Annotated in this window: 20 protein-coding genes, 1 pseudogene and 1 riboswitch; of the genes and pseudogenes, 20 read left to right on the top strand and 1 reads right to left on the bottom strand. The window is 40.5% G+C overall.

Translation table 11 applies throughout. The annotated features are described in order from the left end of the window. The first annotated feature begins 1 nt into the window (after window position 1). From PSU72_RS02300 to PSU72_RS02270, 7 genes are all read left to right on the top strand, one after another. On the top strand, window positions 2–1405 hold the full coding sequence (locus PSU72_RS02300) for a hypothetical protein (RefSeq protein ID WP_300430267.1): 1404 nt from the start codon (window positions 2–4) through the stop codon (window positions 1403–1405). 25 nt (window positions 1406–1430) lie between these two features. Continuing rightward, window positions 1431–2225, top strand: a complete 795-nt coding sequence (locus PSU72_RS02295; RefSeq protein ID WP_300430265.1) for an electron transfer flavoprotein subunit beta/FixA family protein — start codon at window positions 1431–1433, stop codon at window positions 2223–2225. 2 nt (window positions 2226–2227) lie between these two features. Next, window positions 2228–3193 carry an electron transfer flavoprotein subunit alpha/FixB family protein gene (locus PSU72_RS02290; RefSeq protein WP_300430263.1) on the top strand — a complete coding sequence of 322 codons (966 nt, stop codon included), beginning with the start codon at window positions 2228–2230 and terminating at the stop codon, window positions 3191–3193. A gap of 207 nt (window positions 3194–3400) precedes the next feature. Next, window positions 3401–4522 carry an aminomethyltransferase family protein gene (locus tag PSU72_RS02285; protein WP_300430535.1) on the top strand — a complete coding sequence of 374 codons (1122 nt, stop codon included), beginning with the start codon at window positions 3401–3403 and terminating at the stop codon, window positions 4520–4522. Window positions 4523–4524: 2 nt separating this feature from the next. Beyond that, the gene (locus tag PSU72_RS02280) at window positions 4525–5121 is read left to right on the top strand and encodes a dimethylamine monooxygenase subunit DmmA family protein (RefSeq protein ID WP_300430261.1); all 597 of its coding nucleotides are present in this window, start codon (window positions 4525–4527) and stop codon (window positions 5119–5121) included. After that, window positions 5118–6071 carry a PDR/VanB family oxidoreductase gene (locus PSU72_RS02275; protein WP_300430259.1) on the top strand — a complete coding sequence of 318 codons (954 nt, stop codon included), beginning with the start codon at window positions 5118–5120 and terminating at the stop codon, window positions 6069–6071. The genes PSU72_RS02280 and PSU72_RS02275 overlap by 4 nt, the downstream gene beginning before the upstream one ends. A 66-nt stretch (window positions 6072–6137) precedes the next feature. After that, window positions 6138–7178, top strand: a complete 1041-nt coding sequence (locus PSU72_RS02270; protein WP_013148087.1) for a DUF3445 domain-containing protein — start codon at window positions 6138–6140, stop codon at window positions 7176–7178. A gap of 20 nt (window positions 7179–7198) precedes the next feature. On the opposite strand, the gene PSU72_RS02265 is transcribed toward PSU72_RS02270, so the two are convergent. Then, complete coding sequence (locus PSU72_RS02265) at window positions 7199–8560, bottom strand: PAS domain-containing protein (protein ID WP_300430256.1); 1362 nt, start codon at window positions 8558–8560, stop codon at window positions 7199–7201. 111 nt (window positions 8561–8671) lie between these two features. On the opposite strand from PSU72_RS02265, the gene PSU72_RS02260 reads away from it, so the two are divergent. The 13 genes and pseudogenes from PSU72_RS02260 to PSU72_RS02200 all read left to right on the top strand — a co-directional run bounded on the left by PSU72_RS02260 (window position 8672) and on the right by PSU72_RS02200 (window position 25210). Next, window positions 8672–10456 carry a histidine kinase gene (locus PSU72_RS02260; RefSeq protein ID WP_300430243.1) on the top strand — a complete coding sequence of 595 codons (1785 nt, stop codon included), beginning with the start codon at window positions 8672–8674 and terminating at the stop codon, window positions 10454–10456. Between the two features lie 83 nt (window positions 10457–10539). Next, window positions 10540–11178, top strand: a complete 639-nt coding sequence (narL, locus tag PSU72_RS02255; protein WP_300430241.1) for a two-component system response regulator NarL — start codon at window positions 10540–10542, stop codon at window positions 11176–11178. A gap of 17 nt (window positions 11179–11195) precedes the next feature. Beyond that, window positions 11196–11654, top strand: a complete 459-nt coding sequence (locus tag PSU72_RS02250; protein ID WP_300430239.1) for a DUF4440 domain-containing protein — start codon at window positions 11196–11198, stop codon at window positions 11652–11654. A gap of 153 nt (window positions 11655–11807) precedes the next feature. Beyond that, a pseudogene (locus PSU72_RS02245) lies at window positions 11808–12167 on the top strand (transposase); the annotation flags it as partial. Between the two features lie 457 nt (window positions 12168–12624). Continuing rightward, the gene (locus PSU72_RS02240) at window positions 12625–14070 is read left to right on the top strand and encodes a site-specific integrase (protein ID WP_300430238.1); all 1446 of its coding nucleotides are present in this window, start codon (window positions 12625–12627) and stop codon (window positions 14068–14070) included. A gap of 604 nt (window positions 14071–14674) precedes the next feature. Beyond that, the gene (locus PSU72_RS02235) at window positions 14675–14866 is read left to right on the top strand and encodes an AlpA family transcriptional regulator (protein ID WP_300430237.1); all 192 of its coding nucleotides are present in this window, start codon (window positions 14675–14677) and stop codon (window positions 14864–14866) included. Between the two features lie 12 nt (window positions 14867–14878). Further along, on the top strand, window positions 14879–15178 hold the full coding sequence (locus tag PSU72_RS02230) for a CHC2 zinc finger domain-containing protein (RefSeq protein WP_300430235.1): 300 nt from the start codon (window positions 14879–14881) through the stop codon (window positions 15176–15178). Then, a complete protein-coding gene (locus tag PSU72_RS02225) occupies window positions 15178–17310 on the top strand; it encodes a DUF3631 domain-containing protein (protein WP_300430233.1) in 2133 nt (710 codons plus the stop codon). The genes PSU72_RS02230 and PSU72_RS02225 overlap by 1 nt, the downstream gene beginning before the upstream one ends. Continuing rightward, window positions 17310–17507, top strand: coding sequence for a hypothetical protein (locus PSU72_RS02220; protein WP_300430232.1), 198 nt, complete (start codon window positions 17310–17312; stop codon window positions 17505–17507). Before PSU72_RS02225 ends, PSU72_RS02220 begins: the two co-directional genes overlap by 1 nt. A 137-nt stretch (window positions 17508–17644) precedes the next feature. Next, window positions 17645–20302, top strand: coding sequence for an AAA family ATPase (locus tag PSU72_RS02215; protein WP_300430230.1), 2658 nt, complete (start codon window positions 17645–17647; stop codon window positions 20300–20302). Between the two features lie 490 nt (window positions 20303–20792). Beyond that, a riboswitch (cyclic di-GMP riboswitch) is annotated at window positions 20793–20868 on the top strand. A gap of 223 nt (window positions 20869–21091) precedes the next feature. Continuing rightward, the gene (locus tag PSU72_RS02210; protein WP_300430228.1) at window positions 21092–23791 is read left to right on the top strand and encodes an amino acid permease; all 2700 of its coding nucleotides are present in this window, start codon (window positions 21092–21094) and stop codon (window positions 23789–23791) included. Next, window positions 23775–24152: a response regulator gene (locus tag PSU72_RS02205; protein WP_300430226.1), complete on the top strand. Its 378-nt coding sequence runs from the start codon at window positions 23775–23777 to the stop codon at window positions 24150–24152. The genes PSU72_RS02210 and PSU72_RS02205 overlap by 17 nt, the downstream gene beginning before the upstream one ends. Further along, window positions 24152–25210 carry an HD domain-containing phosphohydrolase gene (locus PSU72_RS02200; RefSeq protein WP_300430224.1) on the top strand — a complete coding sequence of 353 codons (1059 nt, stop codon included), beginning with the start codon at window positions 24152–24154 and terminating at the stop codon, window positions 25208–25210. The genes PSU72_RS02205 and PSU72_RS02200 overlap by 1 nt, the downstream gene beginning before the upstream one ends. Window positions 25211–25485 lie beyond the last annotated feature (275 nt).

Here is a 25485-nt window from a genome sequence, read left to right as displayed (position 1 = left end):
TATGAAGCTTCCTGAATGTGCGGCAGCATTAGTGGATTTAGCATTGAAAGCTGGAGACCCATATAGTGCTGCTGCCGTTCATGTGATTGCAGCAGGCAAAGCTAGGCGTAAGTTGGAAGAGCTCATGTTTAGTAAGCGACGAGATGCCTTGGCGCTAGCTAGATGGGAGCACACACCAGCATCAGTGTTAGAAGCGCTTTGTGGCGCTTCAGACGAGGCGATAGTTGTTCGATTAGACAAGAACCAGAATACGCCGGCTCAAGCGATATCTAGGCTTTATGTTACAGAGAGTCTAAGTAGTAAAAATAGTTTAAGTTTGACTGTTTTAGTTGCACAACATCGGCATGCATCACTTGCTGTTTTGAGAAATATTGCACAGTTTGAGAATGATGAAGCAAGTTTGTTAGCCGTGAGTAAAAACTTGGCGTCAAACAGTGAAGTGCTAAGTATGTTGCTAAGTCGCTTTGAGTCGAATTCGATACTAGAGGCATTGCAAAAAAATATAAGTGAGCATCCATCTACCTCTCCTCAGTTGCTCGAGCAGTTGTATGACAAAGGTGATGTGTATGTAAAAGCTGCGGTGATTGGGCATGCCAATTGTTCGCAGCGACTGATAGATCAAGCAGTGCAAGAAGAAAGTGTCTTAATTCAACGGCAATTAGCGGCAGATAGGCGCTTAAGTAATGATGTGATCAGTCGCTTGAGCTTACATCAGGATAAATCGGTGCGATGTGCGGTAGCTTCAAATTTGACCGCTCCGAAGGATGTGATTAAGTCCTTAGCAACTGATGATAGTGATGTGGTCAGACGTGTTGTTGCATCAAGAAGTGATTTAACAGCACATAGTATTAACAGCTTAATGAATGACCCGGATGTATGGGTCAGGCAGAAGTTAGCACGTAATTCGATTGTTCCATACAGGGTATTGGCTAAGTTGTCTCAAGACCTGCAAGCAGATGTGCGAAGAGGCGTGGCAAGAAACGCTAAATGCTCAGTCAAGTTGTTACGAGTATTAGCTAAAGATGAGGATTATTGGGTACGTTCTGCAGTGGCTTATCAGCGCAGAACTCCCAAGCAGTTGTTAGTTGATCTTGTGGAAGATACAGCGGTAGATGTGTTGAGTGGTGTGGCGAATAACCCCAATACGCCACAGAAACTGTTGAAAAAGTTAACGGTTTCAAAAGAAGCGGATGTAAGGCGTGGCGTGATTTTAAACCAGAGTGCTACGCGGTTGACTTTGTTGCCATTATTAGAGGATGCCTATTATTTACATCGGTTAATGCTAGTTGCTAACACTAAGTTGAAAGATAAAGATAAATGGCATTTGTGTTTCGATCCAGATTTTCAGGTCAGATTTGCGGCATTTAGATATTTTGCGAATAGTTTTATAAAAAGCGGTAGTTGATAAAAGTTTCAAGGAGAAGATAAGTATGAAAATTTTAGTTGCGGTAAAACAGGTAGCGGCATTAGATGAAGACTTTGAAATCCGCGCGGATGAAAAAGATGTCGATGAGGATTTTCTTTTGTATGACTTAAACGAGTGGGATGACTTTTCACTTGAAGAAGCCATGAAAATCAAAGAAGCTGGCACGACAGAAGTCGAAGTGGTGGTAGTTTCCGTAGGACCAGATCGCGTTGATGAGAGCCTGCGTAAATGTTTAGCTAAAGGCGCTGACCGTGCCATCAGAGTTTGGGATGACAGTATTGAAGGTTCTGATGCGATTGCCATTGGACGTATTCTTGCTGCTATAGCTAAGAAAGAAGCGCCGGACATGATATTTGCTGGCGTGCAGTCATCTGACCAAGCTTATGCCTCAACAGGCATTTCAACAGCAGCTTATCTCAATTGGCCACATGCAGCAGTGGTGGCTGATTTGCAATATCAACCGGGTAACAAAAGTGCTGTGGTTCGTCGCGAATTAGAAGGTGGCTTGTTGCAGGAAGTAGAGATTAATTGCCCAGCAGTATTAACCATACAACTAGGTATTAACAAGCCTAGATATGCCTCATTGCGTGGTATCAAACAAGCGGCTGCCAAACCTATCGAAGAAGTTACTCTAGCTGATATAGGCTTATCAGGTTCAGATGTCGGGGTAGGTAACTCAATGTCACACGTTCGTCGCATGTATATTCCAGCTAAAGGCCGTGCAGAGATGATTGAAGGTACGATAGCTGAGCAAGCGGCTAAGTTGATTCAAATTATGAACGAATTTAAAGGAGTTTAAGCATGAGTACAATTTTGGTAATTGCAGAGCACCGTCGTAATGAGTTGCGCCCTGTCACCTTTGAGCTCATCTCTGCGGCACAAGGTTTGAAAAAATCAGCAGATGACAAAGTCTTGGTTGCGGTTGTCGGTAGTCAGGCTGAGACATTTACAGCAGCGCTATCTGTGAGTGGTGTAGATGAAATATTGAAAATTCCAGCCCCAGTTTCAGAATTCGATCCTGATGTTTATGAAGCCGCTGTATCAGCGCTGATTGAGGCTAAACAGCCTAGCGTCGTCTTGTTGCCACACTCAGTCGACTCACTTGGTTATGCTGCTACATTAGCTAGTAAAGCCGGTTATGGATTCGCTACAGACGTGTTCATCGTCGAATATCAAGGCAGTGATTTAGTTGCAACACGTGGCGGATATAATCAAAAAGTGAACGTTGAAGTGGATTTTCCAGGTAAGAGTATTGTGGTAATGACCATTCGTGCCAGCGTGTTTAAACCTTTAGAAGGTTCAAGCAGCCCAGCTGTGAGCAGCTTTGACTTACCAACTGTTCAGTCACGCAGCCAAAATAAAGACTTTGTAGAGCAGGGTGGTGGGAATGATATTGATATTACAACCGTTGATTTTATTATGTCTATCGGTCGTGGAATTGGCGAAGAAACCAACGTTGAGCAATTTAGAGAGTTAGCGGAAACAGCTGGTGCTACTTTATGTTGCTCACGTCCTATCGCCGATGCAGGCTGGTTACCAAAATCAAGGCAAGTCGGACAGTCAGGTAAGGTGGTTGGCTCATGTAAACTTTATGTGGCTTTAGGTATTTCTGGTTCGATTCAGCATATGGCGGGTATGAAACATGTACCGACTATTGTCGCTGTGAATACTGACCCGAGTGCTTCAATTTTCACTATTGCTAAGTACGGTATCGTTGCAGATATTTTTGATTTTGAAGAAGAGCTCAACAGTCAATTGGCAGCTTAGTAACAAATGAATTACAAGTATTAAACTCCTTAAATGGCGTGCTGCTAAGATCAAGTCTGTACGCCATTTTCCTTAATTTCGTCTAAATCCATCCTAATGTATTTACTACCTCCTTAGTAGTACACCTTCAAGAGAATTTTCTCTGAATTTCTATTCCGATAATGTGTAATCAATCTCTTAACAATTACATCTTATTAAGTAAGGAAAATAATGCGAAATTCTATTCTCAACGGTAGACACGCGGCGCTTGGATCAAATTTAGATGGCGACACATGGAATGATATGGCTATTCCTTGGAGCTATCACACTGACCCAAATGAAGAAACGGTTGCGGTGCGAAGTCGTGTAGGCTTATTTGATGTTTCAGCACTTAATCTTGTGGATGTCACTGGCGCTGATGCCGAGGCGGTATTAAATGCGATGGTTGCCAAAGATATCAGCAAGCTTAAAGTCAATACTGGGATTATCGCTGTTGAGGTCAATGAAGCAGGTATTTTATGCGATGACATTATGATTATTCGTCTAGGCGCTAATGAGTTTAAAGTCTCTCATGGAAGCGGTAAAACACCAGACAATCTACGTAAGTTGTCTGCTGGCAAAAATATTACAGTTCAAAAAGATAATGATACGCATGTGCTGTCATTACAAGGCCCAAAATCTCTTGAAATACTTACTCCACATGTAGGCATCATATTGTCTGAATTGCCCTATTTTGGTTTTGTAAAAACAACGATATTTGGCATTGACGTGATTATTGGCCGTGGCGGATATGCGGCTGAACGTGGTTACGAGATTTATAGTACTGCAAAAGACATTGTGACCATTTGGGACAAAGTTCTTGAGCTTGGAAAGCCATTTGGCATCATGCCAGCATCATGGAATTGCTTAGAGTTAACGCGTGTAGAAGCTGCGCTGCAGTTCTTCCCATTTGAAATGCCTGAAGGTGACACAACGCCTTGGGAAGCAGGTTTAGGCTGGGCTATTGATCTTGATAAAGCAGTTGAATATACAGGCAAAGAGGCGGTATTAAAGTCAAAAGGGCAAGAACGCGTTAAGCAAGGCGGAATTATTTGCCAAAGTGCAAGCGCAGTTGAATCTGGAGCAAAGATCATGAAAGATGGTGTTGAAGTTGGTGTAGTGACTAGCGGCAGTTACAGTCAATATTTAATGCAATCCATCGCGATGATACATATCAAACCTGAATACTCAGCAATTGGTACTGAGGTAGAAATAGTCGGTAAAAAATCCAGCTGCAAGGCAAGAGTGGCTCAAACGCCATTTTATGACCCTATGCGCTTACGCACCTATCCTGAAAGAGTGAAAGGTTAGTCATGGAACGTGGATATTGGATTAGAAGTAAGCCCGTCTACACTTCATTACTGTGGCATGAAAAAGCTACTTCGCATTTAGTAGTAGCACAAGGTCAGGGCGGAATGGCCGTGTTGAAGTTGTTTCAGTTGATGCATCCTAAGCAAGCAATCACAGTGTTATACACGCCTTATGCTGAAGCAGATTATTCTAAAACGCTTGTCAAAGTAGTGCCCGAGGGCTTGCATATATTAGAGACTGAACAAGAGGTTTTAGCTAAGTTAGAGATTGTCTTGCAGGGTATGTGTATGGGTATGCGTCTTTATATTGCTGGTTCTGAAGACTTTATGTGGTCAGTAGCGAAAGTAGCGAATAAATTCGGCATTGAAGATGCCGGCATGATGAAAGAGCTGACTGGCACATTGGCAAGACCCATTTATTGCGTACATTGCAAAGCGACAACGCATGGTGTCACAACCAATATAGGGGAATGTAGCGGCTGTGGTCGCATGCTTTTCGTTCGCGATCACTTTTCACGCAAGCTAGGCGCCTACATGGGCTTGATGATCGACGCTGAGTCGCCAGGTGAATTACCAGAAATTGAGGAAATATATCCATGAGTATGATTGACATCAAAGTTGCTGCCGTCGAGCAAGTAACGCCACTAGTTAAGCATTTCACTTTTGTTAAAAGGGATGGATCACCATTTCCTGCATTTTCAGGTGGAAGCCATGTAGTTGTATCTATGAATGTCGGCGGAAGGGTGCACCGCAACCCATACTCGCTCATGGGTTCGCCAGCAGACACTGGCGCTTACCATATCTCAGTTCGCAAGCAGGAGCAGTCTAGAGGAGGCTCAGTGTTTATGCACGAGAACGTTGAGGTTGGTACCTCACTGCAAATCACTTATCCAGTAAATCTTTTTTCACTGGCTAAAAAAGCCCATAAACATATATTAATTGCAGGCGGAATTGGCATTACGCCATTTATGTCGCAATTGATTGATTTGAATAGATTGAATGCAAACTTTGAGCTGCATTATGCATTTAGATCACCTGAACATGGGGCATTTGCAGATCAATTAAAGGCTATTTGCAGTAGCAAACTTCATTGTTATGCGGATAGTAAAGGTGAGCGTCTTGATCTACTTGCCTTGTTAAGCAAGCAACCATTAGGCACACATGTGTACGTTTGCGGACCAAATCCTATGGTTGTTGCAGTCATTGAAACTGCAAGAAATCTGGGCTGGCCTGAAAATCATATTCATAGCGAACAGTTCCTGTCACCAGGTATCGGTGAGCCATTCAAAATCCAACTGGCGAAATCTAACATTGAAGTGCATGTCCCTGCAGAAATGAGCATGCTGGAAGCTATAGAAGCTGCCGGTGTCGAGGCGGATTACTTGTGTCGAGGTGGCGTTTGTGGGCGTTGTGAGGTCAATGTACTTGAATCAGATGGCGCGCTGTTGCACCACGATCATTTTTTAACCGATGCAGAAAAAGCTGCTGGTAAAAAAATCATGCCTTGCGTCTCTCGCGCTAGGTGTGACCGATTGGTTTTGGATCTTTAGATCACGAGAATAGTTTGATGTTTTAAGACCAGTTGATATTGAAAATTGAAAATTAAGGTGAACAAAATGGCGTTAGCATTTAAACAAGAAACATTTCGCAATGACTATAAATACAGTAACTCTCCTAATGCAATTAAACGCTTTCCGTTTCCGTTTGCAGAAGATCAGTATATGTACTCGGTCAATATAGAGCCGCACGTTAAAGGTAAGACGGGTAGCGTTTCTGAATTCGCTTTTGATGTAGATGAGCACTATGTTGGGGAATGCTTAGACAAGCAGCTAACGCTAGATCTAGATCGTGGTAGATATGCAGCTTTACCGCACATGATGGATGCGCAATGGGACTTTGTTGAACTGACCATGGAAGCGCTTTCCAATGATTACCCTGAACATTTTTCTTTAAAAAAAGAGGGCTTAAATTGGACATGGGAAAACAAACCCTTAAACATTAAGCAAAGCTTCGTATTTGGCGATGCTTCGACGATGCCTATGGATCCATTTGAATTTATGAGCAAACAAGTGCAGGGTGACTTCGTGTTACTCGACCAACGTGATGAAACCTTATATGCAGATGCTGGTTTTGTGACCAGTCAGGCCGATTGGTCTTTAGCGTTTGATGTGGGAATGTCATGGAGAGAGTGGCATGCGCCAGTGCCACGGGCGACTGAACTAGGTGTGATGGATAGAGCGCTTAAATATTTGCTTAATCTACAATTGGGTAGCCCAGTACGTAGACTTAACTGGACGATGACAGTGAATCCACGTTTGGACACTTCACCTGAAAATTATCCATTATGGGGTACTGACAGAAATACGGTAAATCCTGAGAATGTTGCAGACAAAGTGCATCTTCGTGTGGAGTTACAGTCTTTATTTAGATTGCCACGTAGCAATGGAATTGTTTTCAGTATTCGCTGTTATTTGATGAGTTTAAGAGAACTTTCTAGCTATCCAAGATGGGCAAAGCGTTTGCATCGTGTTCAAAAGACTATGCACCCAGATTTGATTGAATATAAGGGTATGACAAAGTTTCATCCAATGATGGTTGAATGGCTTTCTCAGTTTGATGATGGTTCAGCTATGGCTGTAGGAACACAACCTGAGTAATTTTTATTGCTACTTCATTCTTAATGAAGTAGCGATTTCACTCGATATTGTTGCTCTGGAATTTCGGTAATAAACCCTTCCAGAGCTAACAGCTCACCTGTGCTAGAGAATATACCTCGTCCGTATTCTTGTACGAGTTTAGTCTCACCTTTACGAGTAACAATGCGGTAAATGAGTTTGAATTTTTCACTTAGTCCAAGTTGCTGATTCACTGATTCCCATACATCAGCACGGTCATCCGGGTGAATGATTAAATTGAAATTAAGGTTATTACTATTAATAAAGTCTTGAGGATCATAACCAGTGAGGTCGATACAACCGTCACTCACATATTCAAATGTCCAAAAACGGTCGTTTCTACCTCGATAGACTAGTGCAGGGATATGGCTTAATAAAGAATTAGATGCACGACGACTCGCTAATACGCTTGCCTCAGCCTCTTTATTGTTTTGGATGTTGGTCATGGTGCCGATGACGCTAGTTCTTTCACCAGCAGATGCCGAGGTGGTTTTAGCACGCATAACAACCCAGTTAGGGAAGCCGTGAACAGAAAGAAGCCGAGCTTCTAGAGTGCAGTTAGGTCTTTTACCCTGCGTTAAGGAGTTAAGTCTGGCTTCTAGCATAGGTCTGTCTTCGGGATGAAAAAAGTCCAAAAGTGATTTGTTTAGGCAATCTTGAACTTTGAGCTCAAGTAAACTTTCCCATGCCGGATTAAGGAAAATTATTCTCCCCTCAGCGCTCAGTTGAAAAACGATTTCCTCCAGCCTATCGATAATGAGGTGGTAATTAAACTGAGACTCAAAATCGTTAGTGAGTGGACTAGTTGCAGAAATTGGTGTGAATTGAAAAAGTGTAAGGCTGTTTTGACCATCTTCGCGCATACGTGTGAGGCTGGCGTTCGAAGGCAACGTAGTACCATCAGCGCAAATTAGTCGAATTTTTGTTGGGTCACTTTTAGTTTTACCAGTTGTAGCCTCTGCGTTGAGATTCGCAAAACTTTGGTGATCTGTGGGATGTATCAAATTAGTAAAGGGCATGCCGATAATCTGATCTGCCATATCGGCCATACCTAGCATTTGGAGAAATGGTGTATTGATAAATTTAACGACATACCCATCCAGCATGGCAGCTGGTGAAGAGAGTGTACTGGAAACCTCTCTGCCCCATGCCGCTTCTTGATTTAAGTTCTGATTGATACGTGATTTCTTTGAGGTGAATAAAGGCTGAATAACAATCACAAGTGCCGCAGAAAATATGGCAACAGCTGTTGAAATTAACATGACAACATGTAGTAAAAAAGGCCCTTGAATGTTGTACCATGAACCAAGTATCACAAAGAAAATAATAGCAATGATCAGCGTGGAAAAAATAAATATACTCATTACGTTATGCCCAATTTTGAAGCTGTAATATGACAGTATTAGAGTATAAAAAGAACCAGAGTAAATATGCAAAATATTTTGAATATTCTTAAATTAATACGCAAATTTGTTATGAAACATAAGCTTTATGCAAATTTACATGCATTAGTTGTTTCTATGGTATTGACGGTTCTATTGATGCAAGCAGGTTCACTATTTTTGTTTGATTATATTCCCGATCATCTTTCCGTCATTCACCGTGCCTATCAGGATCAATCAGCTTGGAAGCTAGGGGTAAGCCAGCTGGAAAGCAACTTTAATCGCAAGGAAGAAATTTTTAATCGATTGAATGAGAGCCAAAATGAATTTGAGGATGTTTTATATTCATGGGCTAAAAATCAAAAAGATACAAAATTAGATGTTTCGTATAAAAAACTACTGACTGCGCGAAAAGATTTTGCAGATGCAAGAGTGCATGGAGATGCAAAGGAAATATTGATAGATAAAGGGCAGGGCGTTATTAAAGCATACGATGACTTTGTTATGGCTGCGGAAAAAGATATCGTTATTAAGCAGTCTTTAGTTTCCTTACTTCAATTGGTTTGCTTGGTACTCGTATTTTGCATTGGGGCATGCATCATGTTGATGTCGTGGAATATTCTGGTTAATCGACTTGGCAAAATAATAGCCTCTGTTCCAAACGATTTAATTTTGAGTGAAGGTAATAAGCAATTTGATGATGAGTTTGAGCTGCTAGAAAGGTTATCAGCTGAAATGGCTGCTCGCCTTGAAGGTATTCAGGTAGAAACTAAGTGGATCAATAAAACCAGCACTGAAAAAATGCGGAAAATGATTCTTTCACAAGATTTTTTATTAAAACTGACTAAGTTGATTGGAACCTCGGGGCTGAGTGAGCTTACAATCAAAAAGACGCTTTACTCACTTGAGCGTACGTTAGGCGTGAGTAATGCAGCATTGGTTTTTAGCGAGAAAGGGTCGAGAATCTCAGCGCAACGAGCGCTCTTTTCTAGCTACTGGCCACTGACTTTTGATGAGAGCATGTTTGATGAAAATAATAACCAAATTTTGGTTAATCATGAAACTAGGTTAATTAAGGGTGAATGTGTGCAATGCGTCACAATTCCACTACCAAGCCCCAATGGTTGGTTGGGTATATTATTATTAGAGACAGAAGCGAATCATTATTTTGAAGACACTGAATTACAATTATTTGAAGTGACAGCTCAGATGTTAGCTTTGTCCATGGGTTTTCAAGCCAAAGAGCAAGAAAGTCGTCGTGTGGCATTACTAGAAGAGCGCGCAGTTATTGCTAGAGAGTTGCATGATTCACTTGCACAATCATTGTCGTATATGAAGTTTCAAATTGCACGTTTGCAGACTAACTTTGGTATGCAATTGATTGAGTCTGGCGCAGACAGTATCGTCAATGACATGCGTGAAGGTTTAGATAACGCTTATCGAGAATTGCGAGAGTTACTTACTACATTTAGAGTGCAGATGGATGTTCGCGGACTTGATCATGTGCTTGAAGAGGCCATTGAAGAGTTCTCACAAAGATCTAGCTTAAACATTACACTGGATAATCGTTTGCAAGAATGTCGGCTGAGCGTCAATGAGGAGTTTCATTTATTGCATGTGGTACGAGAAGCCTTGTCAAACATCGTGCGCCATTCAGGCGCTGAGAAAGTAACCATTGCACTCGTTTTACAGTCATCTGGAGACGTAATAGTGACAATTGATGATGATGGTAACGGCGTAGCGTTCGACAAGACTAAGCTGCACCACTACGGTTTGGCTATTATGACTGAGCGTGCACATTGCTTAGGTGGGAAAATTGACATTCTCCCCAGACGACTTGGTGGAACACGTGTCAGACTGTTATTTCATCCAAAATAGCTATAAATAAATAATCATAAATAATGAAGATTATTATCAATTAAGGCTTAAATAAAAATTAATTTAGAAAAGTGGAGAGCAATATGACCAAACCTACCTCTGTCATCATTATCGATGATCACGCTTTGTTCCGTCGCGGCGTCAGTCAAATGATCTCGGCAGATCCAGCGTTCGTTGTCATTGGTGAGGCTGCTTCTGGTGCAGAGGGCTTGTTATTAGCAGAGCAGTTGAAGCCAGATTTAGCGCTGATTGATTTAAATATGAAGGGCATGAATGGTATCGAAACGCTCTCTCGTATTAAAGAAGCAAAGTTAGAGTCGAAGTGTATTGTCTTAACTGTATCCGATGCGGAAGATGACTTGCTAGAGGCTTTGCGCGCAGGTGCTGACGGGTATCTGCTAAAAGATATGGAGCCAGAAGACCTTTGTGATAATCTTAAAAAGGCTATGACGGGTGCTACAGTTTTGCATCAAAGTCTGACCGAAATACTTAAAAATGCGCTTTTGCATCCAACCCTCAATAAGGCGGAAGGGGATGTATCACTTACAGATCGCGAGAGGGAGATACTCGAATGCCTTTCAAATGGACTCAATAATAAAACAATTGCACGGTCATTAGGTATTAGTGACACTACTGTAAAAGTGCATATAAAACACTTGTTAAGTAAGCTAAAGCTAACAAGTCGCCTCGAAGCCGCAGTATGGGCGCATAGGCGTAAGTAGTATGTGGGTGCAATAAAATGCAAAATTTTAGCCAAACAAATGATATTAAATTTGCTCGTAGGCTACACAATGAAGCGATACTGGATCGTGATGTAAATGCTATCTGTTCATTTCTAACCACAGATTACTATGTGGTGACAGGTAAAGGAGTGAAATCTCAAGGCATTGAAGAGCAACGCAAGCGTTGGCAAGCGGCTTTTGCGCAGGACCCTATAATGCTATACCGTAGGAAAACTAAAAAAATACACACCAGAAATTCATTGAAGGTTGCTGAAGAGATCGGTATTTGGACAGGAAAATACACCGCAGAGCAAAAAAAGGTCGCTTTAGTTGCAGGCGTATATGCTGCAAAATGGCAAAAACAAACAAATGGTCTCTGGCTTATTCAGGCTGAAATTTTTACGACATTACGTGTCTTTTATCAGACTCAAGAACATATTGTTATTAAAAGCGAAAAGTGGACTCCACAAGATTAGAGGCCCTGAGATATAAGGCTACACTTTATATCGTCCCACTACGCTCCAAATTAGAGTAACTACGAATTTAACGCTAGCTACTATTATTGGCCATTGGAAGTACCAAATAATAGCCAATGCCAACTAACTTTTTCTTTTTAATTAAGTCCACACAATGAATACCTTTGCCCCGCAGGGCAGCGTCTCACATTTCGCATGGCAACGACGGAGCATGGTCTAAATCTACATCGCTTTTAGAGTTCAAAATGCCAAAACTATTCAATTAAACCGCAATGCACACCTAGTAAAGAAAGGCGAGTCACTCGCTGTGAACATGAAGAGGTTCTTGAAGCCATGCAAACACGTCTGGAGCTTCAGCCTGAAATGATGCGTATCCGACGCCAAACCGATGAACATCCCTTTGGCACTTTAAAATCATGGATGGGATACACGCATTTCCTCATTAGTACGCTGCCGCGTGTCAGTAAGGAAATGAGCTTGCATGTACTGAAGCGGGTGAAGTCCATACTTTGATTTTAGTAATAAAAAACGGTTGTCCGTGTCAGCAAAGAACTCACTTTAATTATTTAAAAATGCAGCCGTAATACTGATAGTATTTTTATCGATAAAAGCGCCGCATTTTTCTGGTTTGATTAAATCTTTTTAGGACGTGGAGGGCTTGAATGACAAAAGGCTCACAGCGATTAAACTGTAAGCCCTTGTTTTATATGGTGCGCCCGAAGAGATTCGAACTCCTTACCCCTTGGTTCGTAGCTAGTTATTACTTTCTTTTACTAAAAACATTAAAACATCTTGCTGGACTTTCTAGCACCTCAATTATTTAAATAATCTTTTAAATTCATTGGCATAATTACTGTATTGCACATTAGTTAGTGTCCTATATGTATTATTACGTTACAATAAAAGCCAATATACGGTTTACCCATGAGTTTACCCATAGGATTTTATCTTGTAAATATGTGAGGTTTTTATGAACAGATACCCATCAGCAGGAAAAGGCAATAATTGGACTGCGTTAGAGCTTAAATCGATTACTACTGGGTGGAAGGGTGACAGCATTAGTGATGGCGGTGGGTTGACTGGAGAGGTTAGGGTTACTAGTAGCAATTCAGTCACAGTGCCATTTAGATTTGCGTTTAAGTTAAACGGTAAGGTTTGCTGGCATTACTGCGGCATATATCCACATGACAGCATGGCAAGAATTCGTAAGATTAGAGATGAAGCACGCGTGTCAATTAAGGCGGGTATTGACCCTCGCGCTAAAAAGTTAGCCGACAAGATAATTGCACAGAATGAAATTGATGCAACTATTGCCAAAGAAAAGCAGAAACTAATTGATACTGAAATTGAACGCGCTAAGAACCTTAGCTTTCAAGATTTATATGACGCTTGGTTTAAAGATGGCGTTAGCCGATCAGACGGCAACAAATACATTGCGCAGTCTTTTAATAAGCATGCTTTGCCTTCACTAGGTAAAGTTTACATTAGAGATTTAACTGAGCATGATTTACGTGATTTGTTCCGCAAGATTATTCTAGGTGGAACGGTTGCTACGGCCGTGGAGTTATCAAAAGACATTGGGCAAATGCTGCGGTGGGCTGAGAAACGTAAACCTTGGCGAGCACTATTGATTGACGGCAATCCATCGGAATTAGTTGAAATAAAGAAGCTAGTGCCAAAAGGCTATACAAAAGAACGCAAGCGAATGTTGAGTATTGATGAAATCAAAAAGTTAAAGTGTATTTTTGACAGCACCACGCAATCCTATTTAGGTGCACCTAGTAAATACGGAACTGAGCGCCCACTTAAAAAAGAAGTGCAAATTGCCATGTGGTTATGTTTAAGCACTATCTGCCGTATTGGCGAGTTATTGATGACTGAATGGAAGCATGTAGATTTTAAAGAATGTACTTGGTTTATTCCCGCCGCCAATACTAAAGGTGAGCAGGGGGCTAAAACTGATCAACTAGTTTACCTGTCTGATTTCGCATTAGATCAATTTAAGCAGTTGCAGGTATTAACAGGCGATACCCCATGGGCATTTCCTGCAATTTTTAAAGATGGGCATGTTTGCGTTAAATCAGCGAGTAAGCAGATAGGTGATAGACAGGTTCAATTTAAGCAGCGCAGCAAAAAGCTAGCAGGTCGCGTTGAAAATAACACTCTAGTTCTGAATGATGATGAAGAGTGGACACCACATGATTTACGTAGAACTGGTGCAACTTTGATGCAGCAACTAAAAGTGCCTCGAGATGTAATTAACCTTTGCCAAAACCATGTTATAGGCTCAAAGGTAGACCGTGTTTATTTACTTGATGAGTATGCCGACGAAAAACGCGAAGCATGGCAAAAACTTGGTAATCGATTAGAGGCTATACTTAAGGCTGATAATGTTGTGAGTTTAAAGGTTGCATGATGCAAAAATGGGCTGATTGGTTAAATTAACTCTAAGCATAGTAGGAAGTGTTGACGTTTAATACTTCACCAAATTAAATTCCACGTTATTAGGTTACTAAACAAACATTTTCAAAAAAATTATTTCAGTTTAACTTTATTAGTTATTTTATAAATCCAAAAGTTTTATTGTTTACTTTCTGATAAAAGCAGTTACTATAATTTCTTAGCTTTCTTAGGAAGCTACTAGATGGACTGTATTAACTGAGTTTTTTGCCGCAGATATTGTGGTTTTTTAAGATAGTTTCTTTTGTACACCGCAAAAGGAAAAGCCCTAATACGATTACCGTCGTAAAAGGGCTTAGTGCCAAGTCATATTTCAGACTAGACGGGATTGCACTGTTTACCTGATCTTGATTAAAACACTCTATCAAGGGGGTATTTGTTTGGTGGTTCGTTTGGCTAATGTATTTATTTTGCCGAATATGTGAATATTAAACCAATTGTTTGAGGCTGTGTTGACTAAATTATCACTTTATTGATAGTTCCTGACACAGTTTTGGATACTTAAAACAAACATTTATCACCTTACTTGGTGACTTTTCAATCAAGTAGGAGTAATAAACATGAGTAAAAGTTTCAAACGCCTAAAAAGCGTTATAGGTACGGTTGGTTTAAGTCGTAGCACTATCTATGCACTTATGGCGGCTGGCAAATTTCCCAAAAGCATATCACTTGGCGAACGCTCGGTTGGTTGGCTGGAAAGCGACATTCAGGCATGGATTGATTCCCGTATATCTGCAACTAACGAAGCATAGGGGTTTAATCACATGATCAACGCGAAACCCAAATACGCGGGCAATTTTTCACGTAAAGCTTTGCCTGAAGCAATCACATATTATGAATCACAAAATATAAAACTCAAGGGAAGTGGCTCATGGCGTGATGCTATATGTTGCTTTCATGCTGACACAAAACCCAGCTTACGAATCAATGTAGAAAAAGGCGCATATCGCTGTATGGTTTGTGGTGCGCATGGTGGTGATGTTCTTGCTTTTCACATGCATAAACATGGACTCCACTTTGTAGAAGCCTGCAAGCAATTAGGTGCTTGGGTTGGGATGGCATAATGAATGAACTCATCGTAATCAAACAGGCTGCAAAAGCAATTACAGAAAATCAACGTAAGAATGGTTATATTTCAGAAGCCTTGCATAATTATACGGATGTAGATGGCAACATTCTTTATGTGCGTTTACGCATGGTTAATATTAATGGAGATAAGTGGATTAGGCCACTTTCTCGCAATATCGTTGGCGATTGGACTGAATTAAAAGAGCCTATTTTTTCCGATGGAAAGCCGCTATATAACTTGCACTCGATCGCCAATAATCCTAATAATGCGATTTATCTAGTTGAAGGTGAAAAATGCGCCGATGCACTTATTAAACTTGGATTGATTGCTACAACCAGCGGCGGTGCAAGTAGTGCTAAAGATGCAAGCTGGCAAATACTTGCAGGGCGTGAAATTATTATATGGCCTGACAATGATCAAGCTGGATTGCAATATGCAAGTGATGCATTTGTTAAACTCACAAGCGTAAATGCAACAGTTAAGCAGGTTGATATTGATCTGCTTAATCTTCCTGTAAAAGGTGATTGTGTTGACTGGATGCAACAGTTTGAGGGTAAACACGGGCGCAATGCTATGAAAATGGATATTGATACTTTACCGCTTAGATCAGGCGCTCAAATCAATATAATAAGTGATTGTTTTCAGTCTAATGGTGCAAAGGTATTTCCTCAATCTGATGATGAGGTGATTGCATGGCTGGCAACGCTTAGTACGATTGAATATGACCGTGCTAGAAAAGACCAAGCCAAAGTATTAAAAATTCAAATAAAAACGCTTGATAATATAGTGAAAGCCGAGCGTGAAAGTTTGAATCGAGATGATTCCCCATTTTCAGATATTGAGTCTTGGAATGAGCCAATAAATCCAGCGCAATTACTTGATGACATCACTAGCACGATTCAACGATTTATCGTTTTAGATAAACACCAAGCCCAAGTCGCTTCGTTATGGATTTGTGCATGCTGGTTTATTGATGTCATTGATTGCGCCCCAATTGCTTTGATCAATGCACCTGAAAGAGCTTGCGGTAAAACTCAATTGCTTACTGTATTAGCGAGACTTGCACCTAGAACCGCTCAGGCTAGTGGTATTAGCCCAAGTGTATTATTTCGCATGATCGAAGCTTACCAGCCTACTTTATTTATTGATGAAGTTGAAACTGTACTTAAAGAAAATGAGGAGTTACGTGGGTTAATCAATGCAGGTCATACCCGTGATAGTGCCTATGTATGGCGAAGTGTTGCTAAGGGCGATGATTTTGAGCCTAAACGCTTTACTGTATGGGGTATGAAAGCTATTGCAGGGATTAATGCAATTAAACTCGCAGAAACGGTAACCAGTCGTTCTATTGTGTTTGAACTTCGCAGAAAAACCGCTAGCGAAAAAGTAGAAAGATTGCGCCATGCTGAGGCTGGATTGTTTGAAACATTAGCCAGTAAGTTAGCTAGGTTTGCTGAAGACCATGTAAGTGAAGTGCAACAAGCGCGCCCTGTATTACCTGATGCACTAGGAGACCGTGAACAAGATAACTTTGAACCTTTATTACAGATTGCTAGTGTTGCGGGTGATCATTGGCCTGATACTGCATTAAACGCAGCATTAAGGCTATCAGGTGCAACGCAAACACCTATCAGTAGTGCTAATGAGTTACTCGCAGATATTCAAGAAGTGTTTGAAGCAAAGCGAGTAATTAAGTTAACCACGACAGAGCTAATCAATGCTTTATGTGAAGACACTGAAAAATCATGGGCAACATATAACCGTGGCAATCAGTTAAGTCCAAAGCAGCTTTCTAACAAGCTTAAAGATTATGGCATTACATCAAAGACTATTCGCATTAATGCCTATGAAACTGCTAAAGGCTTTGAGTGTGATCAGTTCAATGATGCGTTTGCACGGTATCTCTCAGACACCCTAAATTTGCCATCACAAAGTAACAATTCGCTAGAAACCAATAAAGACGAGCTTTGTAGTGTTACGGATAGAAAATATGTTACGGTAACACGCTTTCAAACAGTAACGCTAGAACCCTCGCCAATGCTAAGTTGTGACAGTGTTACGGATAAAACACCAATTTTAGGTGATATCAGTAGCACACATAATGAAAATGAGGCGATGAGGTTTTAATGATAACCACAACTCAAACAGCAAATGAATTATTAGATGCTATGCGTGGTTGTGGTTTTACCCTTAACTTAGATGGCGATATGTTAGAGGTAAATCAAGCGCGCTGGATTGATGACGAACTGGCGGGCTTGATCAAAACGCACAAAGCTGGCTTAATCAAAATACTAGAAAATGAGGCTATAATTTTCACTAGATAAATATAAATCGTGGTTTACATATCAGACACTCACAATCGACAATTAATGCCCAAACCTAACATTCAAGTTTGATTGTTAATTTGATAGATTTTAAAAAAAGCAATTAACAATAGAGACGTAAACTATAAGGGGCAAGTATGGCATCTGCAATAAATGATTTTAGGACTTTTGTTGACTGGCTCCATACGCCTGCAAATAACGCTTCTCCAAACGTAAAACGTTTAGCAAATCTCATTTTGCTAAACTTTGATAGTGTACTTGCCACCTCCAGACAGCGAAGCCAACGATCTGTTTATCTTGCAAGTCTTTGTAGAGAGCATCTAGCAACAGCCTCGGATGAAATGCCAGATGCTCCTCAAGTGATGCAAAATTCACTCTGGCCTTGGGTAAGATTAAATCAATTTACCATAGGTCCCTTCAGAGGTTTTCGATCTCCCGAGACTTTCGACATAAGTAAAAGAATCAGTTTATTTTATGGTCCAAATGGCAGTGGGAAATCGAGTTTTTGTGAAGGTCTAGAGTATGCTTTGCTTGGTTCTGTAGAAGAGGCTGGAGCGAAACGCATTGACCAAGAATCATATTTGTCCAACTCTCATGAAGGCAGATATTCAACTCCTACATTAAGTGCATCTGATGACCAAAATCAAGAAATCGCAGTTATTTCTAATTTAGATATTTACAGATTTTGTTTTATTGAAAAAAATCGAATTGATGCATTTTCTCGAATAGCTGCTAGGACTCCAGCCCAAAAAGCAGAATTAATAGCTACCTTATTTGGGATGGATAAATTCAATGACTTTGTTAACAACTTCAATGAGTCAATGGATGATCAACTTATACGGGACAATGTGCAGAGCAGAATCCTTGAGGCTCGTCGCAGAGCGCTCACTCAGGATCAAATTTTAGTCGACAATCAAGCGGAGAGTTTATCGGCTTTAAATGATGAAGAGTCTCAGCTTGCCAATTCATATAGCAATGGTATGACTTACCAACAATTGAAGGCACTAATTGGAACAACAGATACTCCAGCCAGATTACAAGAGTTGACCAACCTCTTGGATGTATTACCCCCGGCAATATTTGATGTGACCGTTGAGTTCCTGCAACAGGCCTATGCAAATGCAGATCAGGCACATGCTGAATTACAAGCTCTAAGAACTGAATTAGCTCAAAATGCTAGTTTGATTTCATTTCATGACTTATATAAAGCAGTCATCGCATTACAGCCTACTGAGGGCGATCATTGCCCCGCATGTGATACACCACTTAATGGGGAAAATCATGTTTTACATGACCCCTATCAAAAAGCAGCCCAAGGCCTAGAGTCTTTACGAGCATTAGCAGAAATGCAAATTCGACACGGTGAACTATTAGAGAGATTGGATCTTACTTCTCGTCATTTACATTCAACTTTATTGAAGCTTCGGGAGTTTTTAGTTGCAATAGGGGAACAAAATAGTGCTGCAGGTTCCTATCTTAATGGATTGCCAGAATCTAGCGTAGATCGTTGGTGGGTGGACATATACGATCTGGAAAGTTCAGTACTTCCAAACCTTGAAGATATTCAAATTATCGCAAGACGTTGTGAGTCTCGAGATATTGAAACACGAGCGCTGCTTGAAAATAGGCAACGGAATATCAATGAACGCAACCAACTTCTAACTTTTCAGCTATCAGTACAGCAACAAGATGGAAAAAGACAAGCCTATCTTGATAGACTGCAGGCTGCTAACCAAAGTGTCGCTGATTTCGAGCAGTTGAATGCTGAGCTAATTCAGGCTGTCGGGGTTGAGGCTGACTCTATACAGCGTGATGCCCCGATTAAAGTAGCATATGATCAGTTTAATCAATTGCTCAGGCGCTACCGTAGCTCTTTACCTGGCCGATTAATTGCCGGACTAAATCAATCGGCAATGGATCTCTATAATGCATTCAATCGGAACGATCTTGACCAGGATAAATTAGCAGCCCTTTATCTTCCAGTTACAGCAGACCAAAAAATTGAAATTGCTTTCCTTGGAAATCCTGATCGCAGGGTAGATGCACTGAAGATTCTAAGTGAGGGGCACATCAGATGTCTAGGATTAGCAATCTTGCTTGCCAAGAGCCTAAGTATAAATACGCCGTTGATCGTATTCGATGATGCTATTAACGCAATTGATCATGACCATCGTCGTGGGATTCGAGAGACAATTTTTGAAAGTGAATATTTCATTGATATGCAAATTATTGTGACGTGCCATAGCAATGAATTCATCAAGGATATTCAACAAAACCTTAATGAAGCCTCACGTCGAGACAGTCTAGTCTATATATTCAGAAATCATTCTGGGGACTATAGGCCAAGAGTATCTGGAAATATACGAAGCAGGAATTATGTTCAGCAGGCACGCGATGCCAGAGAGGAGCTTAATGATCGGGGTGCTTTAGATGCTTCACGTAAGGCACTTGAAATGTTTTCTGAGAAAATATGGAGATGGCTGGGTAGTTACGATCACGGCATGATTACTTTACCATTGGCTGGGGCTGGTGCAGAACCTGCTCTCAGAAATCTTTGTGAAGCACTTCGAAGAAAATTGATGGATCTACCAGCTTTTAATCATCCAAGCAAAGATCCAGTTATAGAGGCTTTTACTACGATATTGGGTATACCCCAGCAGAATCTTGTCTGGCTCTATCTTAATAAAGGTACTCACGAAGAAGCTGATCGGGACGATTTTGATGGTGGTCATGTTGAGTCAATTGTAACTATTCTAGAGCTGCTCGAAAGTCTAGAACTTCGACCAAATAGATAATGAGGTAATATCTTTTTTTAAATAGAAGTTTTTCAGCTTCCCTATCTATAGGCATAACTACCCAAACTCGAATTTCAGATTTTGGTCGAAACTTGCCCCATAACCATTTAATTGAATTGTTACAAAGCAGTCATTGACACCTGATTAAAATGAATTGCCGTAAAGCAGACTGATATAAATGGGACTTTGGGCCCATACCAGCCATTCAAGTAAATTTGGTGCATGTCCAACGATGGATTGGACATGCACCGATGCAAACAGCTACCTTATATTTAAAAGTCGATGGTTTATTCTAAGCGAACATAACTAATAAACATGGACTTCATGTTCCAGTCTTGCCAATTAAGATTTTAACTGGCAAGACTGAAAATAAAAGCTTCTTGCCAGACCTGATAATTATTTTGTAAGACAAAAACCGTCATAAATAATGGACTAACCCTACTTATATAATTTATTACTAGGAAATATAATCCTAATAGTTAGTTTAAAAATTTGTTTAGGGCAAACCCATCGTGAGGTGGTGACACAAAACTTCCAGCCTTATTAGTAAGGTAGTGGGTACTTAATGTTAATTAACTTACAAAAGCACTTCTTTCCTCAGAATCAATAATTACAACTATCCATTAAAATTTCTTAAAATGTTTGCTATCTCATAAGCGAAACCATTAGTTAAATTAAAACTATATTACTTTGTACTCAATACCTGAATCATGTCTTAATTTATCAAAATTTTGACAGGTGAGAGAAAAGACTACATTGCAAATAATGTAATCAAAGGATTATGCTCCAATGGACGTAGGCAACATACACTATAGCAACCAGACAGGTAGTAATAATTCCTTATTGCACCCTCGAACAGTAGGTTGGTTTGGTACTACGTCTGTAGCAATGGGAGGTATCAATCAAAGCTTGTTTTTACTCGGAGCATTACTTATAGGGCAAGGCGATATTCCAGGTCAAGGAAGCGCAGCTATAATTCTCCTTGGTATTGGTCTTATCTTAAGTTGGATGGCTACTCCTGGCTGGACTGAACTCGTATTGATGTATCCCAACAAGGTAGGAGGTATCGCAGCTACTTGTGCAGAGGCTTTTCGTCCGTATAGTCCAGTTTTAGCTAATTTAACGGGGGTATGTTATTGGTGGGGTTGGGTACCAACTTGTGGGCTGACTGCACTACTTGCATCTTCAGCAATTCATCAGTGGTATTTGCCAGAAATTTCCGTGCCCGTTTTGGCAACCCTGATCGTTTTATTTTTTACTTTTTTAAATTTGTGCGGCGTAAAGTGGGTCATGCGCTTGGCGATGCCAATAGCCTCTTTTTCCGCCTTACTAGCTTTTGCGTCAGCGACTATACCAGTCTTTAGTGGCAATGTAGATTGGCAACAAGCATTTACCTTTCATCTAATAGTGCCATTCGATGGCTGGTTTGGACATGTGACAAGTGTTATGGCTGGGTTGTATTTAATTGGATTTGCAGCTCCAGCATTTGAACAGGCAGCTTGCCATGTTGGTGAAACAATTGATCCAAATAGAAATGTGCCGAGAGCCATGTTTGCAAGTGCTGCGTTGGCATCATTGTATTTTATTGTGCTTCCAATTATATGGCTTGGGACACTTGGACCAGAACCTTTAGCTAAGGAGTTGGCACTTGAGCTTGGTCCGACTTTTGCTCCCCTTATAGGCGGCGGAGCTAAGGCAGTTGCTATTTGGTTTATGATTTTTAATATGCTGCATGGCACTATAGCGCCTTTAGCTGGTGCGGCACGGACTTTAGCACAATTGTCAGAAGACGGCTTGCTACCAGAGTCCTTTAGCAAAAGACTTAGCTCTGATGCTCCATGGGTAGCAACACTCTTAACAGCAGCAATGTCTATTTTATTTCTTTATATTGGTGATCCAATTTGGCTCATAGCTGCAGCTAACCTTACTTATCTGATTGGTATTGCTATGCCAAGCGTAGCCGTTTGGATCTTGCGAAATAACGAACCAAACTTACCAAGACCTTATCGAGCACCACGTGGCACTATTATGCTTGGATTAATTGCTGCAGGAATTTGGTTGTTAACGATTATTCTAGGATTTCAACAGTTTGGTTTGCCAACAGTATTGATAGGAATCGGCTTTGCATATTCGGGATCGATCTTGTATGCATGGAGGAAATATTCAGATCGAAAAAAAGCTGGATTACCTGGAGTGGCAAGAACGCTACACTTAAAACTGACAGGAGCAATGTTGCTAGTACTCGTTCTTGATGCGGCAGGTTACTTGATAGCAGTAGACCAAGTTTCTATTAAAGATCCAGCAATGATTGCCATGCTTGAAGATATTTTTGTTGCAGTCGCATTGCTAACGATTGCTGTGGGTTTAATTTTGCCAGGCATGATAGCTCATTCAGCAGTCCAAGTCTCTAATGCTGCAGAGCAACTGTTAAAAGGAACACTTACTGATTTTACTAAAGCAATGCATGCGCTGGCTGAGGGTAATCTTGAATCTGCTAAAGCACGATTAGAGTTTACACCAATAAAAGTTTATTCAAATGACGAAGTTGGAGATATGGCAATACAGTTCAACAAGCTTCAAGATGAAATTGGACAAGCTGCGGGTGGGCTTGAAGGGGCTCGCATAGGATTAATTGAATCTCGCAAATCAATCATCGAAGCCAATAAGAAGTTGAGTGATGCTTTGACCGCTGCAAATCTAGCACGAGAAGAAGCGAGTCGTGCGAATTTAGCAAAATCCGAATTTTTATCTAGTATGAGTCATGAACTTAGAACTCCACTTAACGCCATTCTTGGGTTTTCGCAACTTTTTCGCATGAATCCTGATATATCTGAGCAAGCAAAGGACCATGCGCTAGAGATTGAGAATGCAGGAAGGCATCTTCTATCTTTAGTCAACGACGTAATGGATCTTTCACGTATTGAGTCTGGGAATATAGATGTCACTTTAGAGCGCATAGCTCTAAAGCCTGTCATTGAAGATTGTTTGTCTATGATGAAACCTTTAGCTCATAAGTATAAGGTAAATTTAGATTCATCTAACATGCCAGATTTTGATCCTACTGTTATTACAAATCGAAATCGGTTAAAGCAGATAATTGTAAACCTAGTATCTAACGCCATTAAGTACAACAAAGTAGATGGTACTGTGGAAATTTATTATCAACTGCTAGCAGATAAAGTGCGCCTCTTCGTGAAAGACAAAGGAATAGGTATCCCAAAATATAAACAATCACAGTTATTCACGGCATTTGATCGACTTGGTCACGGGTCTGGCACGGTGGAAGGCACAGGGATTGGGTTGGTGATTACGAAGCAACTAATTGAGGCAATGCATGGGAGTGTTGGTTATGAAAGTGCTGAAGGAGTAGGCAGTTCATTTTGGATAGACTTGCCGCTTAATTTGAATGAAGATCTTTCTCTAAATGAAAGTGATGAAATACCACTTAATCTAACTTCACAAAGGAGAGAAAATGGTACTTTATATTGAAGATAATCTTACGAATATGCGTCTTGTCGAGCAGATTTTTCGTTTACGTCAGAACGTTAAATTTCTGCATGCTAGCACTGCAGAAATTGGCATTCAAATGGCATTACATGAGAAACCTAAATTGATTTTAATGGATATCAATTTGCAAGGCATGGATGGCTTCGCAGCTCTGCGCGCACTTAAAGCTATGCCTGAAACAGCGCATATTCCAGTCGTAGCAGTGACAGCTAATGCAATGAAAGAGGATCAAAGTAAGGGAATATCTGCAGGATTTTCAGACTATATTACCAAACCTATCGATGTTACCGAGTTTCTTAAAACTGTAGATCGTTTCCTATTAATTAATTATCCGAGTATGTGATGAGCGAAGAAATATCAAAGAATGCAAGAATATTTATTGTTGATGATGAGCCAACTAATATAAAGCTTTTAGATAGTGTTCTAAAAAGTCAAGGTTATCAAAATCTTGTACCAATCATTGATTCTCGGAATGTGCTTGATGAATATATCTTAGAAAAAGCAGATTTAATTCTGCTTGATATTAATATGCCACATTTAGACGGCTATCAAGTAATGGAGCAATTAAACTCACTCAACGATCCGCTGTTACCACCTATTTTAATTTTGACTGCTCAAAGTGACCATGAATACTTATTAAGGGCGCTAGCAATGGGAGCACGAGATCTGGTCAGAAAGCCATTTGATCTTACTGAGTTGTTGATGCGGGTGCGTAACCTGCTTGATGTTCAATTAGGTCGAAGGATGCTAGTGAATCAGAAATTAGTGCTAGAAGAGATGGTTAGAAAGCGTACTGAAGAACTTAGCGAAACGAGACTCCAAGTAGTTCGCCGACTTGGTCGTGCAGCGGAGTATCGCGACAATGAAACTGGTTTTCATATTATTAGAATGAGTAAAATGTCGACATTATTAGCTAAAAGCTTAGGATGGAGCGATGGAGACTGTGAGTTAATCTTACATGCAAGCCCGATGCACGATATAGGCAAAATTGGAATACCGGATGCGATTTTACTTAAACCTGGCAAATTTGAACCAAACGAGTGGGAAATTATGAAAACACACGTCAACATAGGTGCAGAAATACTTAAGGATGGGAATTCAGATTTGTTGATTTTGGCAAGCGAGATTGCTTTAAGTCATCATGAAAAATGGGACGGTTCTGGATATCCTAATGGATTAGCAGGGGCATCAATACCTCAATCTGGACGCATCGTTGCTGTTGCTGACGTTTTTGATGCACTGACTTCACCTCGCCCGTATAAGAAGGCATGGTCAATTGATGCGTCGGTGAATTATATTAAAGAAAATGCCGGAGTTCATTTTGATCCGGAAGTGGTAGAGCACTTTAAAAAATGTTTACCAGAAATTCTCAAAATTCGAGATAAGTACTTAGAAGTATAGGAAAGAGAGTTAGGTTCAATTAACGAAATTAAATTCCAGAAACTGCTACCAGATATTCAGATTGTTATGTGTTTAAGAAGTTAGAAAACTTGTCTTTGCATTACCTGTCATTGCCTCACAAATTTAACGAACATCCTGCATTGATAGAAAATAAGATTTATTGATTAACTGCCATTGATTGTAAGCTCCGTGTTTGTGATTTAGTTAAACTTAAAGTAAGAGATGTTGAATTGCATTAATAACTGACCCACCAATTGCATTTAAAATTGACCCAC

It is taken from the genome of Methylotenera sp. (genome assembly GCF_029945535.1).
Lineage (GTDB): Bacteria > Pseudomonadota > Gammaproteobacteria > Burkholderiales > Methylophilaceae > Methylotenera.
The sequence above is the reverse complement of the archived record's forward strand: the minus strand, read 5'-3'. Positions and strand labels throughout refer to the sequence as shown.

What these genes read in the sequence shown, in the direction of transcription:
- PSU72_RS02300 (WP_300430267.1), top strand. Translation starts at nt 2, where the DNA reads ATGAAGCTTCCTGAATGTGCGGCAGCATTAGTGGATTTAGCATTGAAA.
- PSU72_RS02295 (WP_300430265.1), top strand. Translation starts at nt 1,431, where the DNA reads ATGAAAATTTTAGTTGCGGTAAAACAGGTAGCGGCATTAGATGAAGAC.
- PSU72_RS02290 (WP_300430263.1), top strand. Translation starts at nt 2,228, where the DNA reads ATGAGTACAATTTTGGTAATTGCAGAGCACCGTCGTAATGAGTTGCGC.
- PSU72_RS02280 (WP_300430261.1), top strand. Translation starts at nt 4,525, where the DNA reads ATGGAACGTGGATATTGGATTAGAAGTAAGCCCGTCTACACTTCATTA.
- PSU72_RS02275 (WP_300430259.1), top strand. Translation starts at nt 5,118, where the DNA reads ATGAGTATGATTGACATCAAAGTTGCTGCCGTCGAGCAAGTAACGCCA.
- PSU72_RS02270 (WP_013148087.1), top strand. Translation starts at nt 6,138, where the DNA reads ATGGCGTTAGCATTTAAACAAGAAACATTTCGCAATGACTATAAATAC.
- PSU72_RS02265 (WP_300430256.1), bottom strand. Translation starts at nt 8,560, where the DNA reads ATGAGTATATTTATTTTTTCCACGCTGATCATTGCTATTATTTTCTTT.
- PSU72_RS02260 (WP_300430243.1), top strand. Translation starts at nt 8,672, where the DNA reads ATGAAACATAAGCTTTATGCAAATTTACATGCATTAGTTGTTTCTATG.
- narL (WP_300430241.1), top strand. Translation starts at nt 10,540, where the DNA reads ATGACCAAACCTACCTCTGTCATCATTATCGATGATCACGCTTTGTTC.
- PSU72_RS02250 (WP_300430239.1), top strand. Translation starts at nt 11,196, where the DNA reads ATGCAAAATTTTAGCCAAACAAATGATATTAAATTTGCTCGTAGGCTA.
- PSU72_RS02240 (WP_300430238.1), top strand. Translation starts at nt 12,625, where the DNA reads ATGAACAGATACCCATCAGCAGGAAAAGGCAATAATTGGACTGCGTTA.
- PSU72_RS02235 (WP_300430237.1), top strand. Translation starts at nt 14,675, where the DNA reads ATGAGTAAAAGTTTCAAACGCCTAAAAAGCGTTATAGGTACGGTTGGT.
- PSU72_RS02230 (WP_300430235.1), top strand. Translation starts at nt 14,879, where the DNA reads ATGATCAACGCGAAACCCAAATACGCGGGCAATTTTTCACGTAAAGCT.
- PSU72_RS02225 (WP_300430233.1), top strand. Translation starts at nt 15,178, where the DNA reads ATGAATGAACTCATCGTAATCAAACAGGCTGCAAAAGCAATTACAGAA.
- PSU72_RS02220 (WP_300430232.1), top strand. Translation starts at nt 17,310, where the DNA reads ATGATAACCACAACTCAAACAGCAAATGAATTATTAGATGCTATGCGT.
- PSU72_RS02215 (WP_300430230.1), top strand. Translation starts at nt 17,645, where the DNA reads ATGGCATCTGCAATAAATGATTTTAGGACTTTTGTTGACTGGCTCCAT.
- PSU72_RS02210 (WP_300430228.1), top strand. Translation starts at nt 21,092, where the DNA reads ATGGACGTAGGCAACATACACTATAGCAACCAGACAGGTAGTAATAAT.
- PSU72_RS02205 (WP_300430226.1), top strand. Translation starts at nt 23,775, where the DNA reads ATGGTACTTTATATTGAAGATAATCTTACGAATATGCGTCTTGTCGAG.
- PSU72_RS02200 (WP_300430224.1), top strand. Translation starts at nt 24,152, where the DNA reads ATGAGCGAAGAAATATCAAAGAATGCAAGAATATTTATTGTTGATGAT.